22 protein-coding genes and 1 pseudogene are annotated in these 25,270 nt (G+C 61.3%); 16 read left to right on the top strand and 7 right to left on the bottom strand.

Annotated features, from left to right (window positions below; all coding sequences use genetic code 11):
* Window positions 1-13 precede the first annotated feature (13 nt).
* The 7 genes from Q5H94_RS17690 (at window position 14) to Q5H94_RS17660 (ending at window position 5,787) form a co-directional block, all read left to right on the top strand.
* Window positions 14-343 carry a hypothetical protein gene (locus Q5H94_RS17690; protein ID WP_304562626.1) on the top strand — a complete coding sequence of 110 codons (330 nt, stop codon included), beginning with the start codon at window positions 14-16 and terminating at the stop codon, window positions 341-343.
* The gene (locus Q5H94_RS17685; protein WP_304562625.1) at window positions 343-537 is read left to right on the top strand and encodes a hypothetical protein; all 195 of its coding nucleotides are present in this window, start codon (window positions 343-345) and stop codon (window positions 535-537) included. The genes Q5H94_RS17690 and Q5H94_RS17685 overlap by 1 nt, the downstream gene beginning before the upstream one ends.
* A 207-nt stretch (window positions 538-744) precedes the next feature.
* The gene (locus tag Q5H94_RS17680; RefSeq protein WP_304562624.1) at window positions 745-1,014 is read left to right on the top strand and encodes a hypothetical protein; all 270 of its coding nucleotides are present in this window, start codon (window positions 745-747) and stop codon (window positions 1,012-1,014) included.
* 145 nt (window positions 1,015-1,159) lie between these two features.
* A complete protein-coding gene (locus tag Q5H94_RS17675) occupies window positions 1,160-3,235 on the top strand; it encodes an FUSC family protein (RefSeq protein ID WP_304562623.1) in 2,076 nt (691 codons plus the stop codon).
* Entirely contained in the window at window positions 3,232-3,456 is a 225-nt protein-coding gene (locus Q5H94_RS17670; protein ID WP_304562622.1) for a DUF1656 domain-containing protein, read from the top strand. Before Q5H94_RS17675 ends, Q5H94_RS17670 begins: the two co-directional genes overlap by 4 nt.
* 1 nt (window position 3,457) lies before the next feature.
* The gene (locus tag Q5H94_RS17665) at window positions 3,458-4,357 is read left to right on the top strand and encodes an efflux RND transporter periplasmic adaptor subunit (protein WP_304562621.1); all 900 of its coding nucleotides are present in this window, start codon (window positions 3,458-3,460) and stop codon (window positions 4,355-4,357) included.
* Complete coding sequence (locus tag Q5H94_RS17660; RefSeq protein WP_304562620.1) at window positions 4,351-5,787, top strand: efflux transporter outer membrane subunit; 1,437 nt, start codon at window positions 4,351-4,353, stop codon at window positions 5,785-5,787. Before Q5H94_RS17665 ends, Q5H94_RS17660 begins: the two co-directional genes overlap by 7 nt.
* Window positions 5,788-5,829: 42 nt before the next feature.
* Here the strand turns inward: Q5H94_RS17660 and Q5H94_RS17655 are convergent, their stop codons facing one another.
* Window positions 5,830-7,626 carry a chloride channel protein gene (locus Q5H94_RS17655; protein WP_304562618.1) on the bottom strand — a complete coding sequence of 599 codons (1,797 nt, stop codon included), beginning with the start codon at window positions 7,624-7,626 and terminating at the stop codon, window positions 5,830-5,832.
* A 95-nt stretch (window positions 7,627-7,721) separates the two neighbouring features.
* Here Q5H94_RS17655 and Q5H94_RS17650 point away from each other — a divergent pair, with 95 nt between their 5' ends.
* Both Q5H94_RS17650 and Q5H94_RS17645 read left to right on the top strand, forming a co-directional pair.
* Complete coding sequence (locus tag Q5H94_RS17650; RefSeq protein WP_304562679.1) at window positions 7,722-8,117, top strand: MarR family winged helix-turn-helix transcriptional regulator; 396 nt, start codon at window positions 7,722-7,724, stop codon at window positions 8,115-8,117.
* 450 nt (window positions 8,118-8,567) lie between these two features.
* Window positions 8,568-8,918: pseudogene (locus Q5H94_RS17645) on the top strand (PLP-dependent transferase); the annotation flags it as partial.
* 292 nt (window positions 8,919-9,210) lie between these two features.
* On the opposite strand, the gene Q5H94_RS17640 reads toward Q5H94_RS17645, so the two are convergent.
* The 4 genes from Q5H94_RS17640 to Q5H94_RS17625 all read right to left on the bottom strand — a co-directional run bounded on the left by Q5H94_RS17640 (window position 9,211) and on the right by Q5H94_RS17625 (window position 17,680).
* On the bottom strand, window positions 9,211-13,572 hold the full coding sequence (locus Q5H94_RS17640) for an AAA domain-containing protein (RefSeq protein WP_304562616.1): 4,362 nt from the start codon (window positions 13,570-13,572) through the stop codon (window positions 9,211-9,213).
* A gap of 366 nt (window positions 13,573-13,938) precedes the next feature.
* The gene (cueR, locus tag Q5H94_RS17635; RefSeq protein ID WP_304562615.1) at window positions 13,939-14,328 is read right to left on the bottom strand and encodes a Cu(I)-responsive transcriptional regulator; all 390 of its coding nucleotides are present in this window, start codon (window positions 14,326-14,328) and stop codon (window positions 13,939-13,941) included.
* On the bottom strand, window positions 14,325-16,583 hold the full coding sequence (locus Q5H94_RS17630) for a heavy metal translocating P-type ATPase (RefSeq protein ID WP_304562678.1): 2,259 nt from the start codon (window positions 16,581-16,583) through the stop codon (window positions 14,325-14,327). Before Q5H94_RS17630 ends, cueR begins: the two co-directional genes overlap by 4 nt.
* A 209-nt stretch (window positions 16,584-16,792) precedes the next feature.
* Window positions 16,793-17,680 carry an NAD(P)/FAD-dependent oxidoreductase gene (locus Q5H94_RS17625; protein ID WP_304562614.1) on the bottom strand — a complete coding sequence of 296 codons (888 nt, stop codon included), beginning with the start codon at window positions 17,678-17,680 and terminating at the stop codon, window positions 16,793-16,795.
* Between the two features lie 316 nt (window positions 17,681-17,996).
* Here Q5H94_RS17625 and Q5H94_RS17620 point away from each other — a divergent pair, with 316 nt between their 5' ends.
* On the top strand, window positions 17,997-18,269 hold the full coding sequence (locus Q5H94_RS17620; RefSeq protein ID WP_304562677.1) for a flagellar biosynthetic protein FliQ: 273 nt from the start codon (window positions 17,997-17,999) through the stop codon (window positions 18,267-18,269).
* 100 nt (window positions 18,270-18,369) lie between these two features.
* The gene (locus tag Q5H94_RS17615; protein WP_304562613.1) at window positions 18,370-19,653 is read left to right on the top strand and encodes a type II restriction endonuclease; all 1,284 of its coding nucleotides are present in this window, start codon (window positions 18,370-18,372) and stop codon (window positions 19,651-19,653) included.
* A gap of 10 nt (window positions 19,654-19,663) precedes the next feature.
* On the opposite strand, the gene copD is transcribed toward Q5H94_RS17615, so the two are convergent.
* Window positions 19,664-20,599: a copper homeostasis membrane protein CopD gene (gene copD / locus Q5H94_RS17610; protein WP_304562612.1), complete on the bottom strand. Its 936-nt coding sequence runs from the start codon at window positions 20,597-20,599 to the stop codon at window positions 19,664-19,666.
* A 4-nt stretch (window positions 20,600-20,603) separates the two neighbouring features.
* Window positions 20,604-20,996 carry a copper homeostasis periplasmic binding protein CopC gene (copC, locus tag Q5H94_RS17605; protein WP_304562611.1) on the bottom strand — a complete coding sequence of 131 codons (393 nt, stop codon included), beginning with the start codon at window positions 20,994-20,996 and terminating at the stop codon, window positions 20,604-20,606.
* A gap of 210 nt (window positions 20,997-21,206) precedes the next feature.
* Between copC and Q5H94_RS17600 the strand changes: the two genes are divergently transcribed.
* The 5 genes from Q5H94_RS17600 to Q5H94_RS17580 all read left to right on the top strand — a co-directional run bounded on the left by Q5H94_RS17600 (window position 21,207) and on the right by Q5H94_RS17580 (window position 25,215).
* On the top strand, window positions 21,207-21,803 hold the full coding sequence (locus Q5H94_RS17600) for a c-type cytochrome (protein WP_304562610.1): 597 nt from the start codon (window positions 21,207-21,209) through the stop codon (window positions 21,801-21,803).
* A 138-nt stretch (window positions 21,804-21,941) separates the two neighbouring features.
* Window positions 21,942-22,223: a hypothetical protein gene (locus Q5H94_RS17595; RefSeq protein WP_174839324.1), complete on the top strand. Its 282-nt coding sequence runs from the start codon at window positions 21,942-21,944 to the stop codon at window positions 22,221-22,223.
* On the top strand, window positions 22,220-22,657 hold the full coding sequence (locus Q5H94_RS17590) for a periplasmic heavy metal sensor (protein WP_174839325.1): 438 nt from the start codon (window positions 22,220-22,222) through the stop codon (window positions 22,655-22,657). The genes Q5H94_RS17595 and Q5H94_RS17590 overlap by 4 nt, the downstream gene beginning before the upstream one ends.
* Window positions 22,654-23,226 (top strand): RNA polymerase sigma factor, encoded by a 573-nt coding sequence (locus Q5H94_RS17585; protein ID WP_179563618.1) that lies wholly within the window; start codon window positions 22,654-22,656, stop codon window positions 23,224-23,226. Before Q5H94_RS17590 ends, Q5H94_RS17585 begins: the two co-directional genes overlap by 4 nt.
* A gap of 93 nt (window positions 23,227-23,319) precedes the next feature.
* Window positions 23,320-25,215 carry a copper resistance system multicopper oxidase gene (locus Q5H94_RS17580; protein ID WP_179563617.1) on the top strand — a complete coding sequence of 632 codons (1,896 nt, stop codon included), beginning with the start codon at window positions 23,320-23,322 and terminating at the stop codon, window positions 25,213-25,215.
* Window positions 25,216-25,270: the final 55 nt, after the last annotated feature.

Below are 25,270 nucleotides of genomic sequence, written 5' to 3'. Positions count from 1 at the left end.
GGAGGGGATGTCGATGGAGGCGGATATGCCGATGTTGCAAATCCTGGTCACGGCTGTCGGCCTGACGTTGGGTAGCTTGCTAGTCGCGGTATCACTGTCCTGTCTGGCGTGGTGGTTAGCCACTCGCGTTCATCATCCGCGCTGGGGTGCGGCTTTTCTTCTCATCATAATCGGTGGCGCCTGGCTGGCTTCGTTGGGGCAAAGTGAGTTCGTGAAGATGGCCACCGTGTTCGCTCTGGTTGGGGTGGGCCTGCTCTATCTGGTAGGCCGGGAGGAACGGGGTGGAGGGTCTTCGCGCGATACCAAACCGGGCCGCTCCACCCTGTCTGAAGGAAAGCACTGATGGCAACGCAGATCTGGATCTATCCTGCCCTCATCGCGGTGCTAGGCCAGAATAGACGGCCGAGCTTTGCTGAAATGCGCAATTTCGTTCGACGAGCCCGGCGTGAAGCCGCTGCAGCAGGCGGTTCGGACGTTGCATGCCGAGAGAAGGTGCGTCGTCTGATCGAAGCGGCTCTGAAAGCGCCATCTCCTTAGTTGATGGCGGACGAATAGGCGCGCCCTACTCGCGCTTTGCGAACGCCCCTGCGTGCAATGCTGTTTCCCGTCGCCCGAACCTCAGAATTTTTGCGCTTAACCTGCAAAAACATTCGTTTGCGACGCGGCGCGCATTCTTTCACCCTGCTTCCATCAGGCCATGAAGATGGCTGGTTACGAGCGAGCATCGACGGGAGAGGATGCCGCATGAAGAGGTTTATGTCGGGCGACCCTGCTACACAGGCCGTATTCACTTGGTCACGGGCACTGTGGACGCTTCTGTTCGCTGGGCTCGCCTTTGCTCTCTATTGCCTCAGCAAATATCGCCTCCTCAGTGAGGAGCAGATCATGCTGCTGATTTTCCTCGCCGTGCCGATCGCTGCATTCTTTGTGTCGGGCAAAGGGCAGGATATGTCCGATGCTTCGGACAAGACAGACCGGGGCATCAATTCGAGCTCGACCACTAAAATGAATTAACCGCAAAATATTTGCGTTTCTCCATCAATATTTTGATCTACGGTTTAGCGCGCTGGCTCGGTTAAAGGGCTTTCTCATATCCATGGGAGGTAATGACCACGGTCGCTGTCGATCGTGACAATCCCGTTTGTCATGGTTGTCAGTCATGCTTGTTGCGTTTGCGGGCGGGAAACGCCTGCCAGTCTCTCCCTTCGTGGTTGACCCCCAGAAGCTGCTCTTCTCGCTCAGCAGCTTGCTGGCGGCGGCCGCTACGCTGGCTATCGCCTTCTCGGCCAGTCTGCCCCGCCCCTGGTGGGCTCTGTTGACGGTCTACGTTACCGCTCAACCCATGGCCGGGGCCTTTCGGCCCAAGGTTCTCTACCGTCTGGGCGGCATACTAACCGGTGCCGCTGTCACGATCCTGCTCGTTCCCAACTTGCAGAACTCGCCCGAACTTCTGGTCTTGTGCCTCGCGGCCTGGACAGGTTTCTGCATCTATCTTGCGGTTCTTGATCGCACCCCGCGTGCTTTCCTGTTCCAGATGGCGGCATTCAGCTCGGCGGTGATCAGCTTTCCCTATCTTGATGATCCGGGCAATATTTTCGAGACCACGGCCGCGCGGGTGCAGGAGATGACGGTTGCTATCCTGTGCGTGACGGCGGTTCATGCGCTGCTGCAACCTTGGAGCGCAACGCCGGCTATTCGCGCCCGTGTCCAGTCTTTTTTGGGCCACGCCCGCCGCTGGACCGCAGAGGCGCTTGGCAGTCACCATACCCGTCTCGAGGACGCACATCGCCGGGCGCTGGCGGCGGACGTCACCGAACTCGGCATGATCGCGGTCCATTTGCCGTTCGATCAGCGCTGGGCTCCCGCGACCCGGCGACGCGTTACGGCCTTGCAACAGCAGCTCGCCACCATCCTGCCACTTGCCTCGGCTGCGGCGAACCGGCTCGACCGCCTGCGTGAAAGCGCCGATCTTCCGCCAATGCTCGAAGCTTTGCTGGCCGACGTCACCGACTGGCTGGATGATGAGCAAAGCGATCTGCACCGGGTGGGATCGCTGGTGCGGCGGTGCGAGGCGCTGGCGGCCGCCGCTGAGGCGCGCGGCGACTGGAATGACCTGCTGGCTGCGAGCGCCTGCATTCGCATCGCCGAGTTCCTGACCGCATTGGCCGCGAGTCGAAGGCTGGCGGACAGGATCGGGTCACCGGGTCGGCCCAGCGCTAAAATTCTTGCCGCAGAATCCTTTTCGCTTGCCCGCGATCATGGCGTCGCTGCGCTCGCGGGCCTGGCGACCGCCTCGGCAATCGGGCTCTATTGCGCCGTCTGGATCCTGCTTGCCTGGCCTAATGGATCGGCGACCGCGGCCTTTGCCGCGCTCATTACCTGTTCTTTTGCCGCACAGGACGATCCGGCGCCGGTGATCGGTCGCTATCTCGTGGCGACGCTCAAGACCTTTCCGTTGGCGGCTCTCTACCTTTTCGTGATCCTGCCTCGGGTCGATGGCTATGAGATGCTGATCCTCACCCTGGCCCCGGCCTTGCTGTGGATGGGCTATATCCAGGCCGATCCCGCACGTTCGCCGCAGGCCTTGCCGATGTTCTCCTGCTTTATCGTCGCCATGGGCTTTCTCGCGCGCTTTCAGGCGGATTTTGCACTGTTCATCAACACGGGGTTGGCCCAGCTCGGCGGAATTGTAGCGACGCTTGCCGTCACCCGCATGTTCCGGTCGGCCAATGTCCTGTGGACCGCCCGGCGCATCCTGCGCGCGAACTGGGGTGAACTGGCCCTGCTTGCAGACATTCGCCGGCCTTTCCGTCCGGACCGCTGGACGGCAAGAGCGGTCGACCGGCTCGGGCAGGTGGCTGCACGAATGGCGGTGGCGACCGTCGGCGACAGACTCCATGCCGCTGACGGTCTGGCGGACCTCAGGATCGGCCGCAATATCATTCCGATCCGCCGGGCTCTGTCTCATGTCCCGCATAATGTGCGGCACCGCCTGGGCGCGGTACTTGCCGGGCTGGCGGTGTTTTATCACGAGCGCTGGCGCCATGGCCATGCGGATGCCCCGCCGCCAGGGTTGCTCGAGCCGATCGACCGGGCCTTGGAGGCGCTTCTGAGCCTGCCGCTCGATGAGCATCGTCGGCCTGCCTTGCGGGCGCTGGTAGGAATGCGCTGCAATCTCTTCCCGACCGCCGCTGCACCCCACATCATTTTACCAGGGGTTGGGGAAAGCGCATGATCGAGGAGATCAATGTGCTCGGCGTCTATATGCCGGCGGCGCTCGCCTGGGGCGTGCTGGCCGCGGTTTTCGTCTATCTTGTGCGGGGGCTCCTGCAGCGTCTGCCGGGCTATCGACTGCTCTGGCATCCGAGCCTGCTCGAGCTCGCCCTTTTTATTCTGCTGTGGTGGGGCCTGTGCGCGCTCTCCGATAGCTTCCTCTACCGATGGGTCGCGTCCTGACATGCTGCATCGACAAAATCTCCTGCGATCACTTGCTACGCTCCTCGTCATATTTGTAGTTCTGGCGGGGATATATGCGCTGTGGCTGCGTTATCAGGTCGAGCCGGTCACACGCGATGGCAAGGTGCGCGCGGACATGGTGCCGGTTGCCGCCGATGTTAGCGGGCTCGTCACCGAGGTAAAAGTCGCTGACAACCAGAAGGTTCGAAAGGGCGACGTGCTCTTCATCATCGACCGCCCGCGCTACCGGCTCGCGCTGGAACAGGCAGAGGCCAACGTCACCAGCCAACGCACCGCGCTCGCACAAGCTGTGCGTGAGGATCGGCGCAACCGGGCCATGCCCGAAGTGATTGCCGCTGAAGTGATCGAACAAGGCTCGGCGCGGGTGGAAGGACTGCGGGCGACGATTGGTCAGGCGGCGGCAGCACGCGACTTGGCCCGTTTCAATCTGGAACGAACCGTCGTGCGCGCACCGGTGGACGGGACCGTATCCAACATGACGCTCCAGCCCGGCGTCTATCTGACCGCCGGCAAGGCTGCGCTGGCGTTGGTCTATGATCACTCGCTCCGGGTCGAAGGCTATTTTGAGGAAACCAAATTGCCGGCGATCCGGGTCGGCGACCCTGCGAGCATCTATCTGATGGGGGTAGCCGACGAGATCGAGGGGCATGTCCAGAGCATCGCGGGCGGTGTCGAAGATCGCGAGCGGGCCGGGGCCGACGGACAATTGGCCAATGTGAATCCGTCTTTCACCTGGGTGCGTCTGGCGCAGCGCATTCCGGTGCGTGTGACGATCGACAGGATTCCGCCCAATGTGCGGATGATTCCGGGCCAGACAGCCACGGTTGTCGTTCATCCGCGTGATGACGGGCGCAGTGTGCACCGGAGCTTGCCATGGTGAGGCACGCGCTGGTGCTGGCGGCCGCTGCCGCCTTGGGCGGTTGCACGGTGGTCGGCCCCGACTATCATGTGCCTGACACCGCGATGGTAAACGCGCCTGCGGCGCAAGGTGCGTTTCTATCCGCAGGCGCGGTCACGACGCAGGAAGCGCTGCCGGATCACTGGTGGCGGCTCTATGACGACCCGACCCTTGACCGACTGGTCGAACAGGCATTCGCCGCCAATACGGATCTGCGAGTGGCCGAGGCCAATCTCGAACGCAGTCTGGCCTTGCTCGACCAGCGCGATGCGGGCCAGGAAATTCAAGGCAGCGCCAACGTCGAAACAAGCTGGGCTCAGCGCTCGGCGGAAGCTGAGTTGAGCCATGTGAAACCGCCGACGCGGCAAATTTACAATATGGGGATCGGGGCCAGCTATGATCTCGATCTGTTTGGCGGAATAAAGCGCGGGATCGAGGCGGCAAGTGCCGATGCCGACGCTTCCGTCGCTGCGCGCGATTTGGTGCGTGTAACCGTCGCAGCCGAGACGGCGCGCGCCTATGCCGACATCTGCAACGCGGGCTTTCAGCGCGATGTGCTGGGTCGTGCGATTGCTGTTCTGGAACAAAGTGTTCGTCTAACCCGGATCATGGTGTCGCATGGACGCGCGGCACCCTATGAACTGGACCGGCGACAAGCATTGCTCGAAACCAGCAGGGCGCGGCTGCCACGATTGGCTGCGCGTCAGCGCAACGCCCTTTTTCGTGTCACATCGCTGGCCGGTCGCACGCCGGGAGAAGCGGATACCAGCCTGTTGGCGTGTCACGCACCGCTTGCGTTGGCACGCATGATCCCCGTTGGCGACGGTGCCGCGCTGCTCAAGCGTCGGCCCGACATCCGCATGGCCGAGCGCCGTCTCGCCGCGACGACAGCGCGGATCGGCGTCGCCACGGCGGACCTCTACCCTGATATCCGTCTGGGAGCATCGGTCGGCTCTACGGGGGCTGCTGCCGATTTCCTGTCACCGCTTACCAACCGTTTCGGTCTCGGCCCGCTGATCAGTTGGACGCTCAACCGACATGCTGTTCGCGCCCGCATTGCGGCGACCGAGGCACAAAGTCGCGGCGACCTGGCCGCGTTTGACGGTGCAGTGATCAAGGCATTGCGGGAGGTGGAAACGGCGCTGACCAGTTATCAGGCCGGGCTTGAGCAGCAGGAAGGTCTCGATCGTGCATCCGCAGATGCCATGCGAGCAGCGATGCGGATGGGTCAGTTGCGGCGTGGAGGCAAGATCGCCGCATTGCCCGCGCTCGAGGCTGAACGTGATCGGGTTGCGGCGGATCAGGCTGCGGCCGAAGCGCGCGCGGCGATCAATGACGATCAGATCACGCTATTCCTGGCGCTTGGCGGGGGATGGGGCAACGGAAATGCGAACGAATTGGGCGCAGATTGATTCCGCAGATCCATTCCGCGCGCATGGCACAACTGACCGATCTTAGGCCGGTTTCTGAACTTTGCTTGGCGGGCGCTTGGTTCCGACATGACGCGAGCGCCCCAGTTCCGCGTGACGGTTTGCGCTGCGGGTCTTGAGCAGATCCTGACGCGAAAGAATGCCGAGCACGCGGCGGGTTTCAGGGTCAATAATCGGGATGCGGCCAATCCCGGATTCGACGATGAGATCGGCGACTACGCCGGTCTGCGTATCGGGATAGGCAATGGGTTGCGCCGCATCTGAGATTGCATCGACGAGCGGTGTTTGATCATCGTCGCGATCGCTCTGCCAGCGCAGGGCATCGGTGCGGGAAACGAGACCCAGTAGCCTGCCTTGCGGATCGATCACCGGATAGCTGCGATGCACAGCCTCATTCGCGAAGAAGGATACCGCCTGCTCCACGGTCATCGTGCCAGGCAGGGTAGCCGGATCGCGCGTCATGATCTGACCAGCCTGGATGAGGTCGAGGGGATCGACTGTATATTCCTGCAGGATGTGGCGTCCGCGCCGCGCGATCTTCTCTGTAAGGATCGATCGCCGCATCAAGAGCACGCTGACGGCATAGGCGCTGCCCGCAGCCGCGATCGTGCATGGAATGGCGCTGAAATGTCCGGTGAGTTCGACCGCGAAGATCGCGCCGGTCATTGGCGCACGCATGGCGCCGCTCATAATCCCCGCCATGCCGATCATGGCCCAGAACCCGGGATCGCCGGGCAGAAACTGCCCGAGCAGGAAGCCAGCGGCGCCTCCCAGGATTAGGAGCGGGGCCAGCACACCGCCAGACGTACCTGATCCCAGCGCGACCAGCCAGACGATGGCCTTCACGATGAGGAGCGCGGCAACGACCCGGAGCGACAATGAGGCATTGAGGAGAGCCTCGATGCTCGCATAGCCCGCACCCAGCACATGAGCATCGATGAGACCGCCCAGACCGACGACGACCGCGCCGATCGCCGGCCACCACATCCAATGAAATGGCAGGCGATGGAAGAGATCCTCGATGCGGTAGAGGGATGTCGATAGCAGCGCGGCTTCGAGACCGACGATGAGACCGATCCCACCCGAAGCGAGCAGAGCCCAGCTTTCCTGCGGAGCTAACGCCGTCATGGGGAACATCGGTCCCGATCCGAGCAGCAGCGGCCGCCAGGCGAAGGAAATGAGTGCGGCTACGAGAACGGGGACGAAGCTACGCGGCTTCCATTCGAACAGGAGCACTTCGACGGCCAGCAAGATCGCCGCGAGTGGCGTACCGAAGATGGCGGTCATGCCGGCTGCAGCACCCGCCACGAGGAGCGTTTTGCGCTCGGCAGCGCTGAGATGGAAGCATTGAGCGAACAGCGAACCGATGGCCCCGCCCGTCATGATGATCGGTCCCTCTGCGCCGAAGGGACCTCCACTGCCGATCGAGATCGCTGAAGACAAGGGTTTGAGCAGCGCAACCTTGAGCGACAGTCGGCTCTCGCCGAACAGGATCGTTTCGATCGCCTCGGGAATGCCATGGCCGCGGATCTTGTCCGACCCGAACCGCGCCATCAGACCCACGATAAGGCTGCCGACGACGGGGATCACCACCACCAGCCAGCCCACCGATGCATCGGTGATCACCGAGTGATCAGCAGAAAGACGACCGAACCAGAAGAGATTGGTGGCGATCGCAATGAGTTTGACCAGCACCCATGCGCCAAAGGCGCCGCCCGTTCCGACCACGATGGCCATGATTGCCAGCATGACCATGCGGCGATCGACACTATGGTCGGCGAGTTGGTGGCCTTCGACGGAACGTGGGGGTGTCAGCGACATGAATCAGCATTATCCTGTGAAAAGCAGTGCACGCCGACTATATCGCATTGCGATGTAATTCAATCAGTGAGGATCATTTGGGGCGAAAGGATAAATTGCTGGGCGATGCCGACTATGTGGCGCTGGCCTCTTTTCGCCATGCCATTCGCCGCTTCCAGGCGTTCAGCGAGGAAAAGGCCATCGAAGTCGGGTTGACGCCGCAACAGCACCAGGTGCTCCTCGCGATCCGGGGCTGTCCGCCGGATGAAGCCACCGTCGGTCATGTCGCGGAGCGTCTGATATTAAAGCCGCACAGCGCCACGGGCCTGGTCAATCGCCTCGAGGCGTTGGCGCTTATTACGCGCGAGGCGGCTGCTACCGATCGCAGGCGGGCGCTGCTGCGCCTCACACCCAAGGCCTATGCCCTGCTCGACGCCCTGTCCGCTGTCCATCGCGAGGAAATCCAGCGCTTGCGGCCGGTCTTCACCGGCATCTTCGAACAACTGGGGTGAGCAAGTGCCATTTAATGCAATTATGATGCGCTAAAACAGAAATAACATTCATTTGTCGTCTGACATTCTAACCGACACAACGCGATGTGCAGAGTGAAGTTGCTTCGCGACAACAGCGCCCGGAGAGGATCCTGTGAAAGCAGGCCGGAGCGCGGGAAGGGAGCCAGAAGCCGAGGACAAATGCATGACGCAGACGGAGTATCCGGGGAATCCCCTGACCCTGGAGCGATGGCGATCGATGCAGGATATGACCGCATCGCTGACGGCAGCGCAGGCGTCTTGGTTTAGCGGCTACTTCACCAGGTTAGACGCTGGCGCGCGGTCCACCTGCCGCAGCCGGCGTCTTTCCGAAGTTCGGTCAGGCCGGTCACCTACAAAATATTTGGGACGCGAACGGGCCATTCGACCAAGCTGGCATCGTGCGCCAAGTAACAGAGGGGCGTTGATTCAATGACTGAACCCAAAGATCAGGCCCCTCGCGCCCAGACGATCGCCGCCGCGCACGGCGTTGCCAGCGATGTGGCCTTTGGAGCTGTCGCTCCGCCGCTTTATCTTTCGAGCACCTATGAGTTTTCTGGCTACGATCAACCGCGCTCCTATGACTATGGTCGGGCGGGTAATCCCACCCGCGATCTTCTCGGGCAGGCACTTGCGAAGCTGGAAGGCGGGGCAGGCGCAGTCATCACGGCGAGCGGCATGGCCGCGCTCGATCTTCTCGTCGGGAGAATGGGTCCCGGCGATCTCATCCTCGCGCCGCATGATTGCTACGGCGGTACGATGCGTCTGTTGATGGCGCGCGCGAAGCCGCCGGCAAGGCGTGCCGCCAGTTGCTCGAACGCCATTACCTGGGTGCCGTGGTGCCGGTTGCGAGCGGCGTCGAGACGGATCTCACGGGACGCGAGACGACCGTGTACGATATAGGTCTGCCGCTGCATGAGACACTTTCGACTTTTGCCAATCTTTCGAGAGTAGATGGCAGGTGAGTTTCGATCAACGACGGGCTCGCGTGATAACTAGCAACCGCGACGTGCGTTCTAGCCGCGCGCGAGTTCTGGCTTCGGCTCGTATGATCGACGCCGTCGCGATTTCGTTCTCAGCGCCATCGCCGATGGTATCTCCGACGCCCACGGCCGCCGGTACTTGCCTTTGCGGCTTTCGCCGTGGCGTCAGCACCCTTGCAGGCCATGCAAACGCGACCGCTGGATCCGGCACCGCCGTTGAGCGAGGGGTCGAAGAAATCGCGCAAAGGCTTGATCGAGCTGCAACGCGTACATTCTTTCAGCTCTTTCGATGCGAGGCCTCCGGCCATAGCCTGCACCTCCTCGACGGCAATGACCTCATTGTCGTTATAGAGCTTCTCGACCAACCGGGTCAGTCGGTCGGACAATGTCTGGACGGGATCTTTGCCAAGATTGAATCTGTTGATCCGCAAGAAGCGGTAGCCATAGCTTTCCAGCGTGAGCTGTCGTTCGACATCGGCTTCGAGCAGGTAGCGTTCGTGGGAGCCGATATTGACCTCCTTGCCCTTTTGGAAGTGATGCTCGAACCCGTCATACTCGATGACGATGCGCGCGATTCCTTCGTCCGATAGGAAGGTCACGAGAAAATCCACGCGCCAAGCGGGATGCTTGTAGGTGGGATCGAGCTGGCGCAGATAGTCGCCGATCGGAAACTGAGGCAGGATTTCCACACTGTCACGGTGCTGCTGGTAGAAGGGCGTCTTCTGAAGCCAGTCGAGGACCTTCGCCTCCATTGGACTGTTGGCGTCGGTCCGATCGGGCGTCACGTCCCCTTTTAGCAGCAGGTTGTTATAGTGGTTCAGCACGCGGGCGATCGAACCCTTGAAGTCTCCGATTGGCTTTGAGGTGACGAACCAGATCATTTCTTCGGCGCGGCTGAACCCGACGTTGAGCCGCTGGACCTTGAGCTTCTCTTCCACCTTCTCTTCGGCGTCGGCGAGATCGACCGGGAACACATAATTCAGCGCGTCATGCTCGGCGGTCGCAACCATGGAGTAGAAGATGATTTTCCGCTCTTCACCCTGACAGCTGTCGAAGGTCATCACCTTGAGGCGAAGCTTCTCCTGAAAATCGGCACCGCTCGCGTGCGAGAAGAGCAGCTTCGTCAAAAGTGCCTGCTGCTCGCGGAATGGCGTGATGACCCCAACGGTGGGCGGTTCCTCATCATCGAGAAGATCGAGGAGTTGCTCGAGAATGAAGTTCGCTTCCGCCATGTTGGTGCCGCGCGTGGTCGGCATGGCCGACGCTTCGACCTGATCGAAGCGGATCACCTCGTCGAGCGGGACGCCCCGGATCTTGATCGCCTGAAGCTGGCTTCCGTAGAAGGTCTGCGATGAATAGCTGATCAGCTCCTGATAGGAGCGGAAATGCTTGCGCAGCATGATCGAGAAGTTGGCGCAGAGCTGACAAAATTCGAGGATCGAGCATTTGACGTCGAAGCGCGACAGGCGCTGCAAAGTGCCAGCGTCATGCGCGACCTTCTGGCGGAAAAAGGCGTTGAGGTCAGACTTGTATTTGTCGTTGAGCGCGATGCTGGCGTTGGATGATTTGGTGTTGCTGAACTGCTTGGTGTCACCGAGCACGACGAGCTTCTTCGCGCGCAGCATCGCAGGAAAGGCCTGAGCGACTGACACCTGGGAAGCCTCGTCGATTACCACGACATCGAAGACGCCCGGCGCAAGCGGCATATACTCGCCAAACTGACGGATGTTGGCGATGATCACCGGAAACGCGTTTTTGACCCCGTCGAATTTCTCTTCGGGGAATTTCTGGCGGTTGGCGATGATGGACGACAGGACACGGGCATCCGCACGCGAGTTGTTCATGAAATCCACCAGCCGCGCATCGACCTCGGCGTTCATGACGGACACGTTCAGCCGCTCCAGAACGGACTTGCTGCCGGCGTAGTCGAACTCGGGAGCCTTCGCGAAGACCGCGTTGATCCCCGCCAAACCCCGTACGTAGCGAAGGGCCGACACCCAGCGCTCAGCGGCGACGTCTGGCTCGCTGACAAGGAGTGCGGAGGGAAAGTCGCCCTTGAAGGCCTTGCCGAACCCGATGACGATGTCGCGGACGCTCGCGGTGAGGGCAGGGGGAACGCGTCCCTGCGCGATCTGTCGATACACCAGACTTAAAAAGGTCTCGGAGATGTTGTGCTCAACCAGCCCGCGCTTGAGCGTCGTCGCGTGACGCTGAACATCCCGGAGGGCCGAGATCTCACGGCGCATCAGGACGGGGCGCGTGGCGGAGAATGTGCTGTTGAGATCGCGCTCGATCGCCCTCACGGCGCTGCCGCGAAACAGATAACCCAGGATCGGCATCCTGAGTTGGTCATATTCGAGCAACCAGCGGGACAGATCGGCGAGTTGCTCGTTTGTGCAGCCGTCAAAGATGCCGAATGGCGCGGGATCGACCTGAGCGGCGAGGTCGCGGATGGCGGCATCCATGACAAGCTGTTGTTCGAGTACGTCGCGGCTCACCTCCGACGCGGCGGGCAGGCGTTTGAAAGCGTCGACGAGATAGGTCTTTAGCGTGGCCTCATCGCCCTCGATCTTCTGCAATTCAGCTTGGATCGGGGTTGCATCGACCATACGCAGACGCTCCGCGAGCGCCCGATCGATACCCTCGATGTCGCGCTCGACGAGATAGAATTCGGCGATCTCCCGAAGCGAGAGTTGCCCGAGCGAACCAACGGTCCGGTCGATCCGGTCCTTCATCATGTCACGAGTGTCGGTGAGTTCGCCGGAGATCTTTTGCTGGTTAGCGCGCGCGGCCCGGACGTAAGCCGTGATCTGCGTCAGCGCCTGTTGTGATGTCAGCTTCTTGAAATTGGCCTGATCCTGACCGAGCCGCAGGATCGGATTCAAGAAGTCCTTGCTGTGCCGGACCTGGCTCATTGTGTCGGAAAGCTTCGTCTGCACGACGTTTAGCGCTTCTGTTTTGTCCGACAGGATCAGGCAGGATTTGCCTTTGAGCGCACAGTCGGCCGCGATAGCAGTGATGGTGTGCGATTTGCCCGTGCCCGGCGGCCCCTCGACGACGATGATGCGGCCATCGGGATGCTGGATGGCATTGAGGATCTTGATCTGCTCCTCATTCAGAGGAACCGGGGAATCGATCACGACCCTGTCAACGATCGAGCGGCTGTCCCACTGCGCGTCGATTTCAGGCATGATGCTTTTGGGGTTCTCCGTCAGCACGCTGCCGACGATACCCTGGAACAGCTCCATGACGCCGGGCTCGTCTAGGCGAGCCTGCGTGATCATCTCCTCATAGTCGTTGAGGAGAGCCTCGTCCGACCGGTCGAAGACAGCGATATGGAGCGCGGTCGACAAATGAACGCCGGTGTTCGACGCCTCGCTGATCGGTCCCGGCTGCAACTCGATTTGCCCGCCCAGATCGAGGGCATTGGCGATCTTGCGGAACAGGGGTTGAACCGCGTCCGCAAGGCTCTCGCCTTCGGCGAGGTAAGTGATCCGGTCAGTGATGGGACTCAGCCATTGGCGGAGCTGCCGCTCGCCAAGCTCCTGCAGCACGTAATCAATCGCGCGCTTGTTCGCATAGAGATGGTTCAGGAGCGTGAGCGTGTAACCGCCGTCTCCGCGGGTAACCTCGATCGGCACGTAGAAAAGCGGATAGGCGTGGCCGCCATATTTGAGCTGGCCAATATAGAGATAGAGCTGCAAGCCTTCGCCGGTCATCGCGTAGGTGTCGAGATCTCGGAATTCGAGAAAGGCGTCGGCCGCCATAAAGTTTTCGAAGTAGCTCAGCACCTCGGCGCGAACGTCGTCGAGGGCGAGGTGGCTTTCGAAGAGCTCGATCAGCTCGCCATTCTCGCCCGTGGCGAGAAACCGGCTCAGTACCTCCGGCAGGACGGCATCCAGCCGTGCCGCGACGATTTCGATCAGCTCGGCTTCCGCGGAGTATATGGAATCGTGGACCGAATAGGATTGCTGCGAGAGCGGACCGTCGAGGAGCGCGAGGAGAGGGGCTACAACCTGTTGGCGGATCTCGTCGGCGAGCTTGAGCCGGATTCGATCGACCCATTCCTCGGGATTTTCGACCGCCAGCCCTCGGCTTGCCTCGGCATCGGCGAAAACAGCCGCCCTAACGCTGAGCAGATTGTCGTCGGTGAGCGCCTGGACCTGATCCTTGATGATAACACGCAGCGTGTTCGTGATGGGGCGCGCATAGATGCGAGGCGCGAATTTGAGCGTCGGATCGCCTTCGGACCGCTTCCCCATGATTTGCCAAAGGTTGTGCTGGAGGCCTGGATAGACGGCCACGCGCATCGCCGAGCGGAACCCGCTTTCGTTCTGAAGGACGATGCGACGGCGCGGCGCCTGTTGGCGCTTGAAATCGGACTCCAAGAAGTCGAGGAAATACTGAGATACCTTGATCGATATCTCCTTGATCGTTTCACCTGCGATATTCAAAGCACCCACCCCACGCACCGAATTCAACCGCGCAGCTCGCGCTGCACGGTCCCCAGGGGGGAGAGTATCAGCGGTCGTACGCCAGTCCTAACCCTTCGCGGACTGCCGCCCGTTGCTGCCCGAACTGGTCGACCACGTCACCGAAAATTGCGCTTTCACATTGATTTCGTCGAGATGAAGCAGCGGAACAAGACTGGCTGGAGCCTTCAGCGCTGACCGACCTCAACCGAGCATCAAGAGGCTGCTGACCTTCATTGTGCACCGGCAAGGTCACCAAATCGCGACCCGCTGGCATCGTCCGGCACCCTAGATACGGCCGCTTCTTATTCGTTTCGAAGACCTATCGGTGTGCAAGCTTCACCCAAATCATTTGGTTTGTAGTGCGTCGATGATGGGACAATCTGGCCTCTCGTCCCCGTTGCAACGCTCGGCAAGGTCCAGCAACGATCTTCTGAGCGCTTCCAATCCAAGCGCCTTGCGATGCAATTCGGCGGCACGGGACAATGCGATGTGCTTCACGTCGGCGCTTTCACGCGCACCGTCCGACCACAAGCTTAGCAGCGAGCGAATATCCTCGATCGGAAAACCAAGGTCGCGGGCATTGGCAATGAACCGCAGTCGATGGAGATCGGCATCGGAATAATCACGATAGCCAGACTGGCGGCGCGGCGCGGCACCGATCAGGCCGATCTTCTCATAATGGCGAATCATGCGCTGCGAGACGCCGCTGGCGCTCGATGCCTCGCCGATCTTCATAGCCTGGCCCGGTTGAGTCTGAGGGCATTGGTCACCACCGTGAAGCTCGACAGTGCCATCGCGGCGCCAGCGATCATCGGCGACAGCAAGATGCCTGCGATGGGGTAGAGGATACCGGCAGCGACCGGTACGCCGACCCCGTTGAAGACGAACGAGAAGAACAGGTTCTGCCGGATGTTGCGCATGGTGGCGACCGCGAGCCGGCGTGCACGAACCATCGCGGCGAGATCGCCCTTGGTCAGCGTCATGCCCGCGCTCTCGATGGCCACGTCAGTCCCGGTGCCCATGGCGACGCCGACATCCGCCGCCGCCAGCGCCGGGGCGTCGTTGATCCCGTCGCCGGCCATCGCGACCACTGCGCCTTTTGCTTTGAGTTCACCAATGATGCGGGCCTTGTCCTCGGGCTTCAGCCCGGCATGGACTTCGTCAATGCCGCCGATAGCCCGCGCCACCGCATCGGCTGTCGCTCTCGCGTCGCCGGTCAGCATCACGATCCGCAGCCCTTCCTCGCGCAGGGCGGCGATCGCGGAGGCCGCCGATTGCTTAATCGGATCTGCGACCACGAGGAGGCCGACCAGGTGGCCATCGATCGCTACGAGCATCACGCCCGCGCCCTCACTGCGGTGCTTGTCGGCTACGTTATCAAAGGATGACGGATCCACACCAACGCGACGCATTTGTTCGGCATTGCCGACCACCACGTCGCGCCCGTTCGCCTTGCCACTGACACCAAGCCCGGTCTGGGACTCGAACTGCTCGACTTTCGCGATCGGAAGCTCGGCTTTACGCGCGGCTTCGACGATGGCCTGGGCAAGCGGATGTTCCGATAGAGCTTCTACGGCGGCTGCGGCCGATAACACCATGTTGTGCTCATACCCCTCAGCCAACTCGATGGTCGTAAGGGCCGGGCGGCCTTCGGTGAGCGTGCCGGTCTTGTCGATCACCAGCGTGTCGACCTTCTCCATCATCTGCAGCGCTTCGGCATCCTTGACGAGCACACCGGCACGCGCGCCGCGGCCGGTTCCTACCATGATCGACATTGGCGTCGCCAGGCCGAGCGCACAGGGACAGGCGATGATGAGCACGGCGATCGCATTGAGCAGGGCATGACCAAAGCGCGGCTCAGGACCGACGAAATTCCATACAATGAATGTCGCGATCGCGATCGCGACGACGAGCGGCACAAACCAGCCCGATACGCGGTCAGCAACCGCCTGGATCGGCGCGCGACTGCGCTGGGCTTCCGCGACCATCTTCACGATCCGCGCGAGCACCGTATCTGTGCCGACCGCGCGCGCCTCGATCACCAGCGTTCCCGTGCCATTGACGGTGCCGCCCGTGACAGTTGCGTCCTTCTCCTTGAGGACAGGGGCAGGTTCTCCCGTTATCATGGACTCGTCGACCGACGAGCGCCCGTCGATAACAACGCCATCGACCGGCACCGCCTCACCAGGGCGCACGCGGACATGGTCGCCGGCCATCACTTCGGCGAGATCGACCTCCACCTCTTTGCCCTCGGCATCGATCCGCCGAGCGGTCTTCGGCGCAAGATCCATCAGCGCACGGATCGCGCGACCGGTCGCAGCCCGCGCTCGCAGCTCGAGCACCTGTCCGAGCAGGACCAGCGTCACCACGACGCCTGCCGCCTCGTAATAAACGGGCACGATCCCGTGCATCTGGAAGGAGGAAGGAAACAGACCCGGCGCGACCGTGGCGACCACGCTGTAGGCGAACGCCGCGCCGACGCCGATCGCCACGAGCGTGAACATGTTGAGGTGCCATGTTGCGATCGAGGTCCAACCGCGCTGGAAGAATGGCCAGCCCGCCCACAGGACGATCGGCGCCGTCAGCGCGAGTTGCACCCAGGGCGACCATGTCGGCGGCACGAAATCCATGCCGAGCATCTCCGCGACCATCGAGATTGCGAGCAGCGGGACGGCAAGAACAGCAGCCACCCACGTCCTCCGGGTGAAGTCGACCAGCTCAGGATTCGGAGCATCATCAAGCGACGGCTCTTCGGGTTCGAGCGCCATGCCGCAGATCGGGCAGGTGCCCGGACCATCGCGACGAATTTCCGGGTGCATTGGGCACGTCCAGATCGCACCCGGCGCTGCGACCGCGGCCGTGTTGCCCTCGCCCGACAGATACCGCTTGGGGTCGGTGACAAACTTGGTGCGACAGCCTGCGCTACAGAAATGATAGTCCTTGCCATCATGCGAGGCATGATGAGGCGTTGCTGTCGGATCGACCTTCATGTCGCAAACCGGATCCTTGGCGCTCTTCGCGTCCGTGTCGCCGCCGTGCTTGCCGGAGCAGCAGTGGTGCGCACCCGAATTGCTTGCAGGAACAGGGTCAGTCACAGGCTCGTCTCCTTTTCGACGAATAGCAATCTGGGGTCTGACATCGTGTCAGGGTCAAGCCCGACCCACTTATTTTTTTGCTTGGCTCACCCAGCGCTGCCGCCTTAGCCCGACAACAGATTGTGGATGGCCGTCGCGGCCTTAGCCGCCTGACCTGCCGCCACGGCAATTTGATCCAGCCCTTCAACCATGTCGCCGGCAGCAAACAGTCCGGCGACCGTCGTTTGCTGGTGCTCATCGACGACGACGCAACCTGTCGGGCTCAGCTCTGCGCCAGCAGTTCGCGCCAATTCCGAGCGAGGAGAGGTTCCGAGGGCAACATAAAGGGTGTCGAAATGGAGCAATTGGCCATCGGTCAGATTTGCGAGCAGGATTTCTCCATCAATTGACAGACCCCGAACCGGAGCGCGTTTGACGGCAATACCGCCTCGAGCGAGATTTGCCGTCTCGGATACCGACAGTTGCGAACTGTCTTGGGCGAGCAAGGTCACGGTGTCGCTGTAGCGGCGAACGAACAGAGCCTCGGCTGCGCCATGGTCGGAGCAGCCGAGCACGGCGACTCTCTTGCCGCGGATCTCGTAGGCATCACAGATCGGACAATACCGTATCAGTCCTTGAGCGACGCCTTGATCATGCGTTCCCTGCGCCATTCGCGGCCGATGGTTCGTCACGCCTTGAGCAAGCAATATTGTCCGTGCGCTAAATGTCTTGGCATTCGTATGGACGACGAAACCCGTCCCGACCCGGTCGATGCGATCGACGATCCCTGTAACCAATTCGGCACCGTACTGAGCAGCATGTCGATGCATACGGACAAGCAAATCTTCGCCTGAGATACCGTCTGGAAAACCGAGGAGGTTATGTGTCGTCGGGATGCGGGTGGCGCGGCCGTCGCCAGCGTCGATCACCAGCGTAGAACGCAGAAACCGGGCCAGGTAGGTGGCTGCTGTCAGCCCCGCGGGGCCGCCTCCGATGATTACGCAGTCGTACATGCCTGCCTTTCGCTGACCTCGCCCGTCACTCCTATTACGCGGCACGCCCCTTCTTCCCTCGAAAGCCTGCGCGTTCTTCGAAAAAAAGCGGTGGGTCGCGAGGGGTAAACCGCGTCGCTGCGTAAATTCAGATGAAGACCATCGCCAAGCAGGATGGACAACTCAGGTGCCCACGGGTCGCAGCGTGGCGCGGGGGCGAGCGGATGTGGGGCAGACGGACGGGTATAAACCCGATCGCGCACCATGTTGCTCGCCCCCGCAACAACCACTGGTCGCAACGTCAGGGGGCGACGACACCATCATCGACGGGGGAGAGATGGAGACCTACAGCCCGTTTTCGGTTTCGATGGGCAGAGCGCTTTGGGTGATGATGCTCGTCGCTGGACCACCGCTGATAATCATGCTGGTGGTCGGACTCATTATCTCCATGATCCAGGCCGCGACGTCGATCAACGAACAGACCGTGAGCTTCGTCCCCAAGCTCCTGGGGTTCATCTTGTTTCTCGCGCTTTACGGGGCAACCGTTGGCGATCTCCTGATCGACTACACCCGTGACCTGCTGATGCATATTCCCGACGACATCAGATGACGCGGGCCGCCTTTCGTCCTGGGCGGGCGCGCAAAAACTGTTCGTATACGGGGCGGAGTGCTAGCGTTGGAGAAGATCGACGTGAGTGGGGGAACGGGGTTTGGCGGAATTTGAATTGCTTGCGCGGCAACTGATCCAACGATGGAAGGAAGACCCCAACGCGACCTATCAAAGCTGGTTTCTTTGGGACGAGCGCATCAAAAACTTCCGTTCGATCCGGCGTGGTCTGGCTCAGGTAGTGGCAGAGATCGAAGACGGTCGGTTTGGCGTGGCCTATCGGGGCTCTTCGCTGGAAACGGTCGTTCATTCAGTCGCGGAGCAGAGGCAGATATTCAAAGGCGCTGACCATGCGTTTCTCTGGAAGCCCAAATTGCGCATCCCTGACATCTATGAAAATCCAGCGAACCAACGCGCGTTCGGCCGGTTGCTCGATCACTGCGCCTGTTGCGACACTGCCGAAGAAATCATTGCAGGTATTCACACGATCGATCGGCTGAACATCAAGGGGCTTGGGCCTGCGGTCGCCAATCTCCTCTACTTCCTGCATCCGACCCTCGTGCCGCCGTTCAACACGGCGATCGTCAACGGCTATAACAAGCTGACCGGTGGCAGGGTGAAGCTCGGAAGCTGGCAGCATTTTCTCGCGATGCGCTCGGGTGTGCTGGACCTGAACGAACGGTTTCGCGATCTGCTGTCGAACGATCTCGGCGCCATTGGCGGCCTCCTGTTCGATATCGGCTCGGGCCGCTACCCGGCGCCGCCGCGTGACGAGGAAGACCAGACGGTAGGATCGTGGGCGGTCCGTCTCGAACAGGCCAGGGCCGAAGCGCAAACGCTCAACAAGGCCCTTCAGAAACAGGGAGAGAGCGATCGAACCCATTCGGAAATCCAGGCTTGGCTCCGCGATATAGGCCGTGCGCTGGGCTACGATATCTGGATAGCATCCAACGATCGGGGGCGACTTCACGATGGCGTGCGCTTGGGGGACGGGTGTCTTGAGAGCCTGCCAGCTTCAATTTCAACATCGACCGGCGCAGATGCCATCCGCCTTATCGATGTGCTTTGGCTCGAGCCAGGCGGCGACCGCGTCGCGGCCGCCTTCGAAGTCGAGCATTCGACGTCGATTTATTCGGGCATCGTCCGGATGCTCGACCTTGCCTTGAGCGGGAGCGAACTGCACGCCACAGCCGGACTGTTTCTTGTGGCGCCCGACGCGCGGGAGAGCGAAGTGCGGGCACAACTCGCGCGGCCCGCATTCAGCCGAATCGCAGATCTTGAGATTGCCTATCTTCCCTATGGCGAGCTCGAGCGTCACCGAGAGGCGATTTCCCGGTTCGGTTCGGGCTTGAAAGCAATCAAGGCCATATCGCGTGCTTTGCCGTAAGGCTCAATGTCTACATCCCCGAGGCAGGGGGCGCCAATAATCCCAGCCACGCAACAAGCGCGAGAATGGTGAGCGCACAGCCGCTCTCGACAATGAGACTGCGGCGAAGTGACCCTATCGCCGATGATATTTCCCCGGTTTCGATCGCTCCCGCCAGGGCAGGGGTAAGGAAGAAGCGGTTAGCGGCGGCCAGGAACAGCATTACGCCAAACAACACCAGTTTCACTGCCAGCAACACGCCGTAGAGGCTCGTAAAAAGCGCCGCCAGGTTGGACGGTCCTACCAAGATCCAACTGTTGATGAAGCCTGACAGGATGAGCAGACCCACGACGATCGATCCTACCTTTGCGAAGCTATCCAACGCCCGGTGTGACAGGTGGACATGATCGATTGCCATGCGGGCCGCTGGGCGAAAAATGAGCAGGCACAGGGCGGAAAGCGCTCCAATCCATATGCCTGCGGCCAACAGATGAGTGATGTCGGCGCCAAGATGGATCCATCCCCACAAGCCTTCATCGGCCGCGCCGTGACCAGTCCAGGCCAAAGTCGCGAGAGCGATTGCTGCCGTTACTGAAACTGACCAGAGGGCGAATGCAGGGCGTCGCCACCCGACAATGGAAAAGTACAGGACCAGTAAGAGTGCTGCCACCCGAACTTGCCAGACGGTGCCGATCGCTGTGCCCGATATCAAAAGATTGACAGTGGCGCGTTCCACTTGATCGACCGGCACACCGCCCATCGAGGCCGCCAAGGCTATCATGCCGAAGATCGATAATACGATGCCGGCGAGCGCGATCGTCGCCAAAACCGAGCGAAAGCGCAGGACCGAGCCGGATGCTCGCTCGGTCCCGCGTAACGTATATAGGCCGAACATCGGCAACCCGAAAAGCAGCATGAGATCGAGATAAAGCCCTAGCCTGACCGCAATCGCGATGATGTCCGGCACGCTCTTACTGGACCTTGAAGGTATAGCTGCCCTGAATGCGATGGGTGTCGGTAGAGACGACGTGATAGTCGACCTTGTAGGTTCCAACCGGCAGCGGCTTAGCAAGCGTGGCCACGAGCGTCTTGCCATCTGCGGCCACGGTCGCCTTGACACCGTTCATCTTCATCGGCCCCATCTTCATGCCGGGCATCTCGGTCATTGTCAGGTCGATCCCGGAAAATTGAGCGACCAGTGCTTCGGAAAAGACGAGCTGAATTCTGGTCGGAGCCGAAGCGACGGTATCGGCCGCGGGCGTGGCATTGGTGAGTTTGGGGTGCGCCTGAACAGCGGTAGCGGCGAACACAGACGCCGCCATGGCGACGGCAAAAGCTGTTTTACGAAACATCGATTTCTCCATGGGTGGCGATACTGCCGACAAAGCGATTTACGCACCGCGCACCGTGACCCCTCATCCGACGGGCACGATTTCTTCGAATTCGGAGCGCCAACTGGTGTGCGCCGCAGACCTGCGCGGCGGATGAGGGGTGGAAGCTCGCCGCGCGTATGATCAAGTGGATGGGTGCGAGATCACCAATCGACCGAGGGCTTTTCGGCTGGGGAGGACGCGATGGAAGATTCAAGGAAGGCATGGCTTCGGAAACATTTTCCGAGCGGCCCGTTCATCGCGGTCGCGGCGCTGGTCGGCGGTGCACTGGCTGGGATTGTCGTATATGTGGGCGCCTATGACATCGGGGCGGATTCGCCGCACACCAGACCGGTCTATTGGCTGATAGAGCAGCTTCGTGATCGCTCGATCGCCGTCCGGGCTCGCAACGTGGGCGTCCCGGCCAACCTGATGGATGTAAAACGACTGCAGAGCGGTGCCGGGCTCTACACCGAGATGTGCAGCGGCTGCCATCTCGCACCGGGGCTGGAAAAGTCCGAGATCAGCCAGGGCCTTTATCCCAAGGCTCCCGAGCTTTTCCGGGAGCCACAGAGATCGGCAAAGGAGCAATTCTGGATCATCAAGCATGGGGTCAAGCTGACTGCGATGCCGGCTTGGGGTAAAACGCATAGCGATGAATTGATCTGGGACATGGTGGCTTTCGTGCGGCAACTGCCCAAGATGACCCCGGCGCAATATCAGGCAGCACTTGCCAGTGCGCCTGAAGACCATGACGCGATGATGAAGGATATGCCTGGCATGAAAAAGATGATGCCGTAACAATGTGTCCGCCTGCCGACAGGTCGCCGTTCAGCAAACCGACCGCGGGGCACGCAACCACTGAGGGCCGGTTGAGCGAACGGCAGAGGGGGCGGCACTCGTGCCAGCGCGCTGAACAGATAGAGATTGGGATTTGCGATGAAAACAGACTTGGATGGGCTTTTGACCCGCTTGCGCAATGAACCGGATCATCCGGGCCTGATCGGTCTGGAGGAGGCCGTGTTCCAACGCATTGCGGCATTGCCGCAGGTTTCGGCCGCTTCTCAACTCCGGTTTGGTGCAGTGGCCGCCTTCGGAGCAGTGCTGCTCGGTATCGCCAGCAACGGATTTACGCCGCCTGCCGAGGCATCGGTCACGCTCTCGCCGTTCGGGCCATCCAATCCGCTTGCCCCCTCGACGCTGCTGGTAGGCTCTCAATGAAGGCAAAATTGCTTGTTTTAGTAGCTGTCGTCGCCTTCGTCGCAGCCGTTGCGGGCGTGTTCCTTGGGCGTCACTTCTTCCCCCAGCCCAAGGCGGCCGGTGTCGAACTCCACGACGTGTTGCACAGCAAGCTCGACCTGGACGACCGTCAGAAGGCGCAGATCGAGCTGCTTGAGCAGCGCTTTGCCGTGCGTCGTCGCGCGCTGGAGCTCGAACTGAGAGCGGACAACGCGCGTCTCGCGGCCGCGATCGAAGCCGAACATGGCAACGGACCGGGTGTCACGGCGGCCGTCGATCAGTCGCATCAGGCGATGGGCGAGCTGCAGAAGGAAACGCTTGGCCATATCTTCGCGATGCGCCAGATCTTGCGCCCTGATCAGGCCAAGACCTTCGATCAGGCGGTGGTACATGCGCTCACCGACGATGCACGGTGAGTCTGGATCTTCGCGCGTGCTCGGACGGTGAACTTGCGGCGCTAACGCTCGCCGGTCGGCAGCCGGCCTTCGCAGAGATCATGCATCGGCACCAGGCTGCGATATTTCGACTGGTACGCGGCCTGGTGGGGAATGCCGAGGACGCGCTAGACCTCACCCAGGACTGCTTCGTCTCCGCGTTCAGCCATCTGCGAAAATATGATGGCGCGCGGCCGCTAAGGGCTTGGCTGTCCCGGATCGCGATCAACAAATGCCGCGACTGGCGCCGCCGCCAGAAGGTGCGGCAGCTCTTCACCTTCGGTTATGCAGCGTCCGACGCCGAGATCGAACAAGTGCCGGATGATGCACCCTCCGCGCATGCCAGTGCCGACTCAAAAATGGAGATCAAACGAATGGCCGCCGCAATCAGCGCGCTACCGGTCTCGTTGCGGGAAGTTCTGTTGCTCCGCACAGTCGAAGGGCTGAATCAGTCGGAAGCGGCAACTGCGCTCTCGATAAGTGGCAAGGCGGTCGAGACGCGCCTTTACCGTGCGCGGTCGCGCCTTGCGGAAATCTTGGCCGAGGAATGAGGGGTGCGCCCCGCTCGCGCGTAAGGAGAGAGAGATACCGCGCTCGAGCGCCTTTGCGGACCCGGAGTGCTGCACGTTGAACAAGGAGATACTATGCCCCCGGTATTGAACCGCCGCGACCTTTTCCGCGGTGCCGCATTGACCGGCGGTGGTCTGGCATTGTCGGCCTGGATGCCAGCATGGGCTCAGCCCGTTTCGGCCGGGATCGTGAAGCCGCTCCCGATCGTCACCGGGAACGATATCACGCTCAAAATCGCCCATCAGATGATGATGATCGATGGCCGGGCAAGCCATGCCATTGGCATCAACGGCACGGTGCCGGCACCCCTCATCCGGCTGCGCCAGGGCCAGACGGCGCGCCTTTCGGTGATCAACGATCTCGACGAAGACAGCTCGATCCACTGGCATGGCTTACTCGTACCATTCCAGTTTGATGGCGTGCCCGGGATCAGCTTTCCCGGCATCAAGCCCAAGTCGACCTTCGTCTATGAGTTCCCGATCGTGCAGGCGGGGACCTACTGGTATCATAGCCATTCGGGGCTGCAGGAGCAGATGGGCCATTATGGGCCGATCGTCATCGATCCGGAAGGCGAGGACCCGATCCGCTCGGATCGCGAGCATGTCGTCGTGCTTTCCGACCATAGCCAGATGCACCCCCACGCGATCTTCCGGAAGCTCAAGCAGGTCGGCGGAGGCTATTTCAACTATCAGCGCCAAACGCTGGCCGGCCTGCTGGCCAAGGAAGACCAACCACTCAAGGAACGTCTTGACTGGGGCAACATGCGGATGGACCCGACCGACGTCTCCGACGTCACGGGTTCGACCTATACATACCTCGTGAACGGGCATGGGCCCCAGGATAATTGGACCGCGCTTTTCCGACCGGGCGAGCGGGTCCGACTGCGCTTCGTCAATGCCTCCGCCATGACGACATTCAATGTCCGAATTCCGGGACTCAAGCTCACCGTGGTTCAGGCTGACGGGCTCAACGTCAGGCCCGTCGAGGTTGACGAATTCCAGATCGCGGTGGCCGAGACTTACGACGTCATCGTCACACCGACTGATGATCGCGCCTATACGCTGGTCGGCGAATCCGTCGATCGGTCGGGCATGGCCCGCGCAACCTTGGCTCCGCGCGAAGGCATGGCAGCTGAAGTGCCTCCGCTCCGCAAACGTCCCCTCGCTAATATGAAAGACATGGGCATGGGGGACATGGATATGGGTGGCATGCAAGGCATGGACCACTCAGCGATGGGACATGACATGTCGGCAAGCGGGGCCGCCGCGGGCGGTATGGCTGGAATGAACATGGAATCCGGGGCCTCGATGCCCGCAATGGACAAGCCGGCCGATGGTTCGATGGCGAACATGCCTGGAATGGGTGCGCCTGCCGGCGACGCGATGGGCGGCATGGCGATGGGCGGAATGGGCGGCATGAATATGCGCGACGCCAGCAAAGCCCCGCAGGTCAAGATGGGGCCTGGCGTGCAGACGATCTCTCCTATGCCGATGGATCGCACGGGAGAGCCCGGACAGGGCCTTGACGATGTCGGGCACCGTGTTCTGGTCTATCGCGATCTCATGGCGGTCGACCGCAATCCCGACGTGCGGGCACCCGACCGCGCAATGGAGATTCATCTGACCGGAAACATGGAACGCTATATGTGGTCGTTCGACGGCGTGAAGCTGAGCGACAAGCGGGAGCCGATTCCGTTTCTCGAAAATGAACGGGTGCGTGTCACGCTGGTGAACGACACGATGATGTCGCACCCGATCCATCTTCACGGACATTTTTTCGAGCTGGTCACGGGCCATGGCGAATATTCGCCGCGCAAGCACACGGTGAACGTCGCGCCGGGCGGCAAGGTGAGCTTCGATCTCACCGCCAACGCCGTCGGAGATTGGGCCTTCCACTGCCATATGCTCTACCACATGCACGCCGGGATGATGCGCGTCGTCTCTGTACGTCCCCGGGGAGAAGCCGCATGAAGTCGCTTCTTCTCCTGATCAGCGCCGCGCCGCTCGCTTTCGCAGTACCGGCGAG

The organism is Sphingomonas immobilis (genome assembly GCF_030580995.1).
Lineage (GTDB): Bacteria > Pseudomonadota > Alphaproteobacteria > Sphingomonadales > Sphingomonadaceae > Sphingomonas > Sphingomonas immobilis.
The sequence above is the reverse complement of the archived record's forward strand: the minus strand, read 5'-3'. Positions and strand labels throughout refer to the sequence as shown.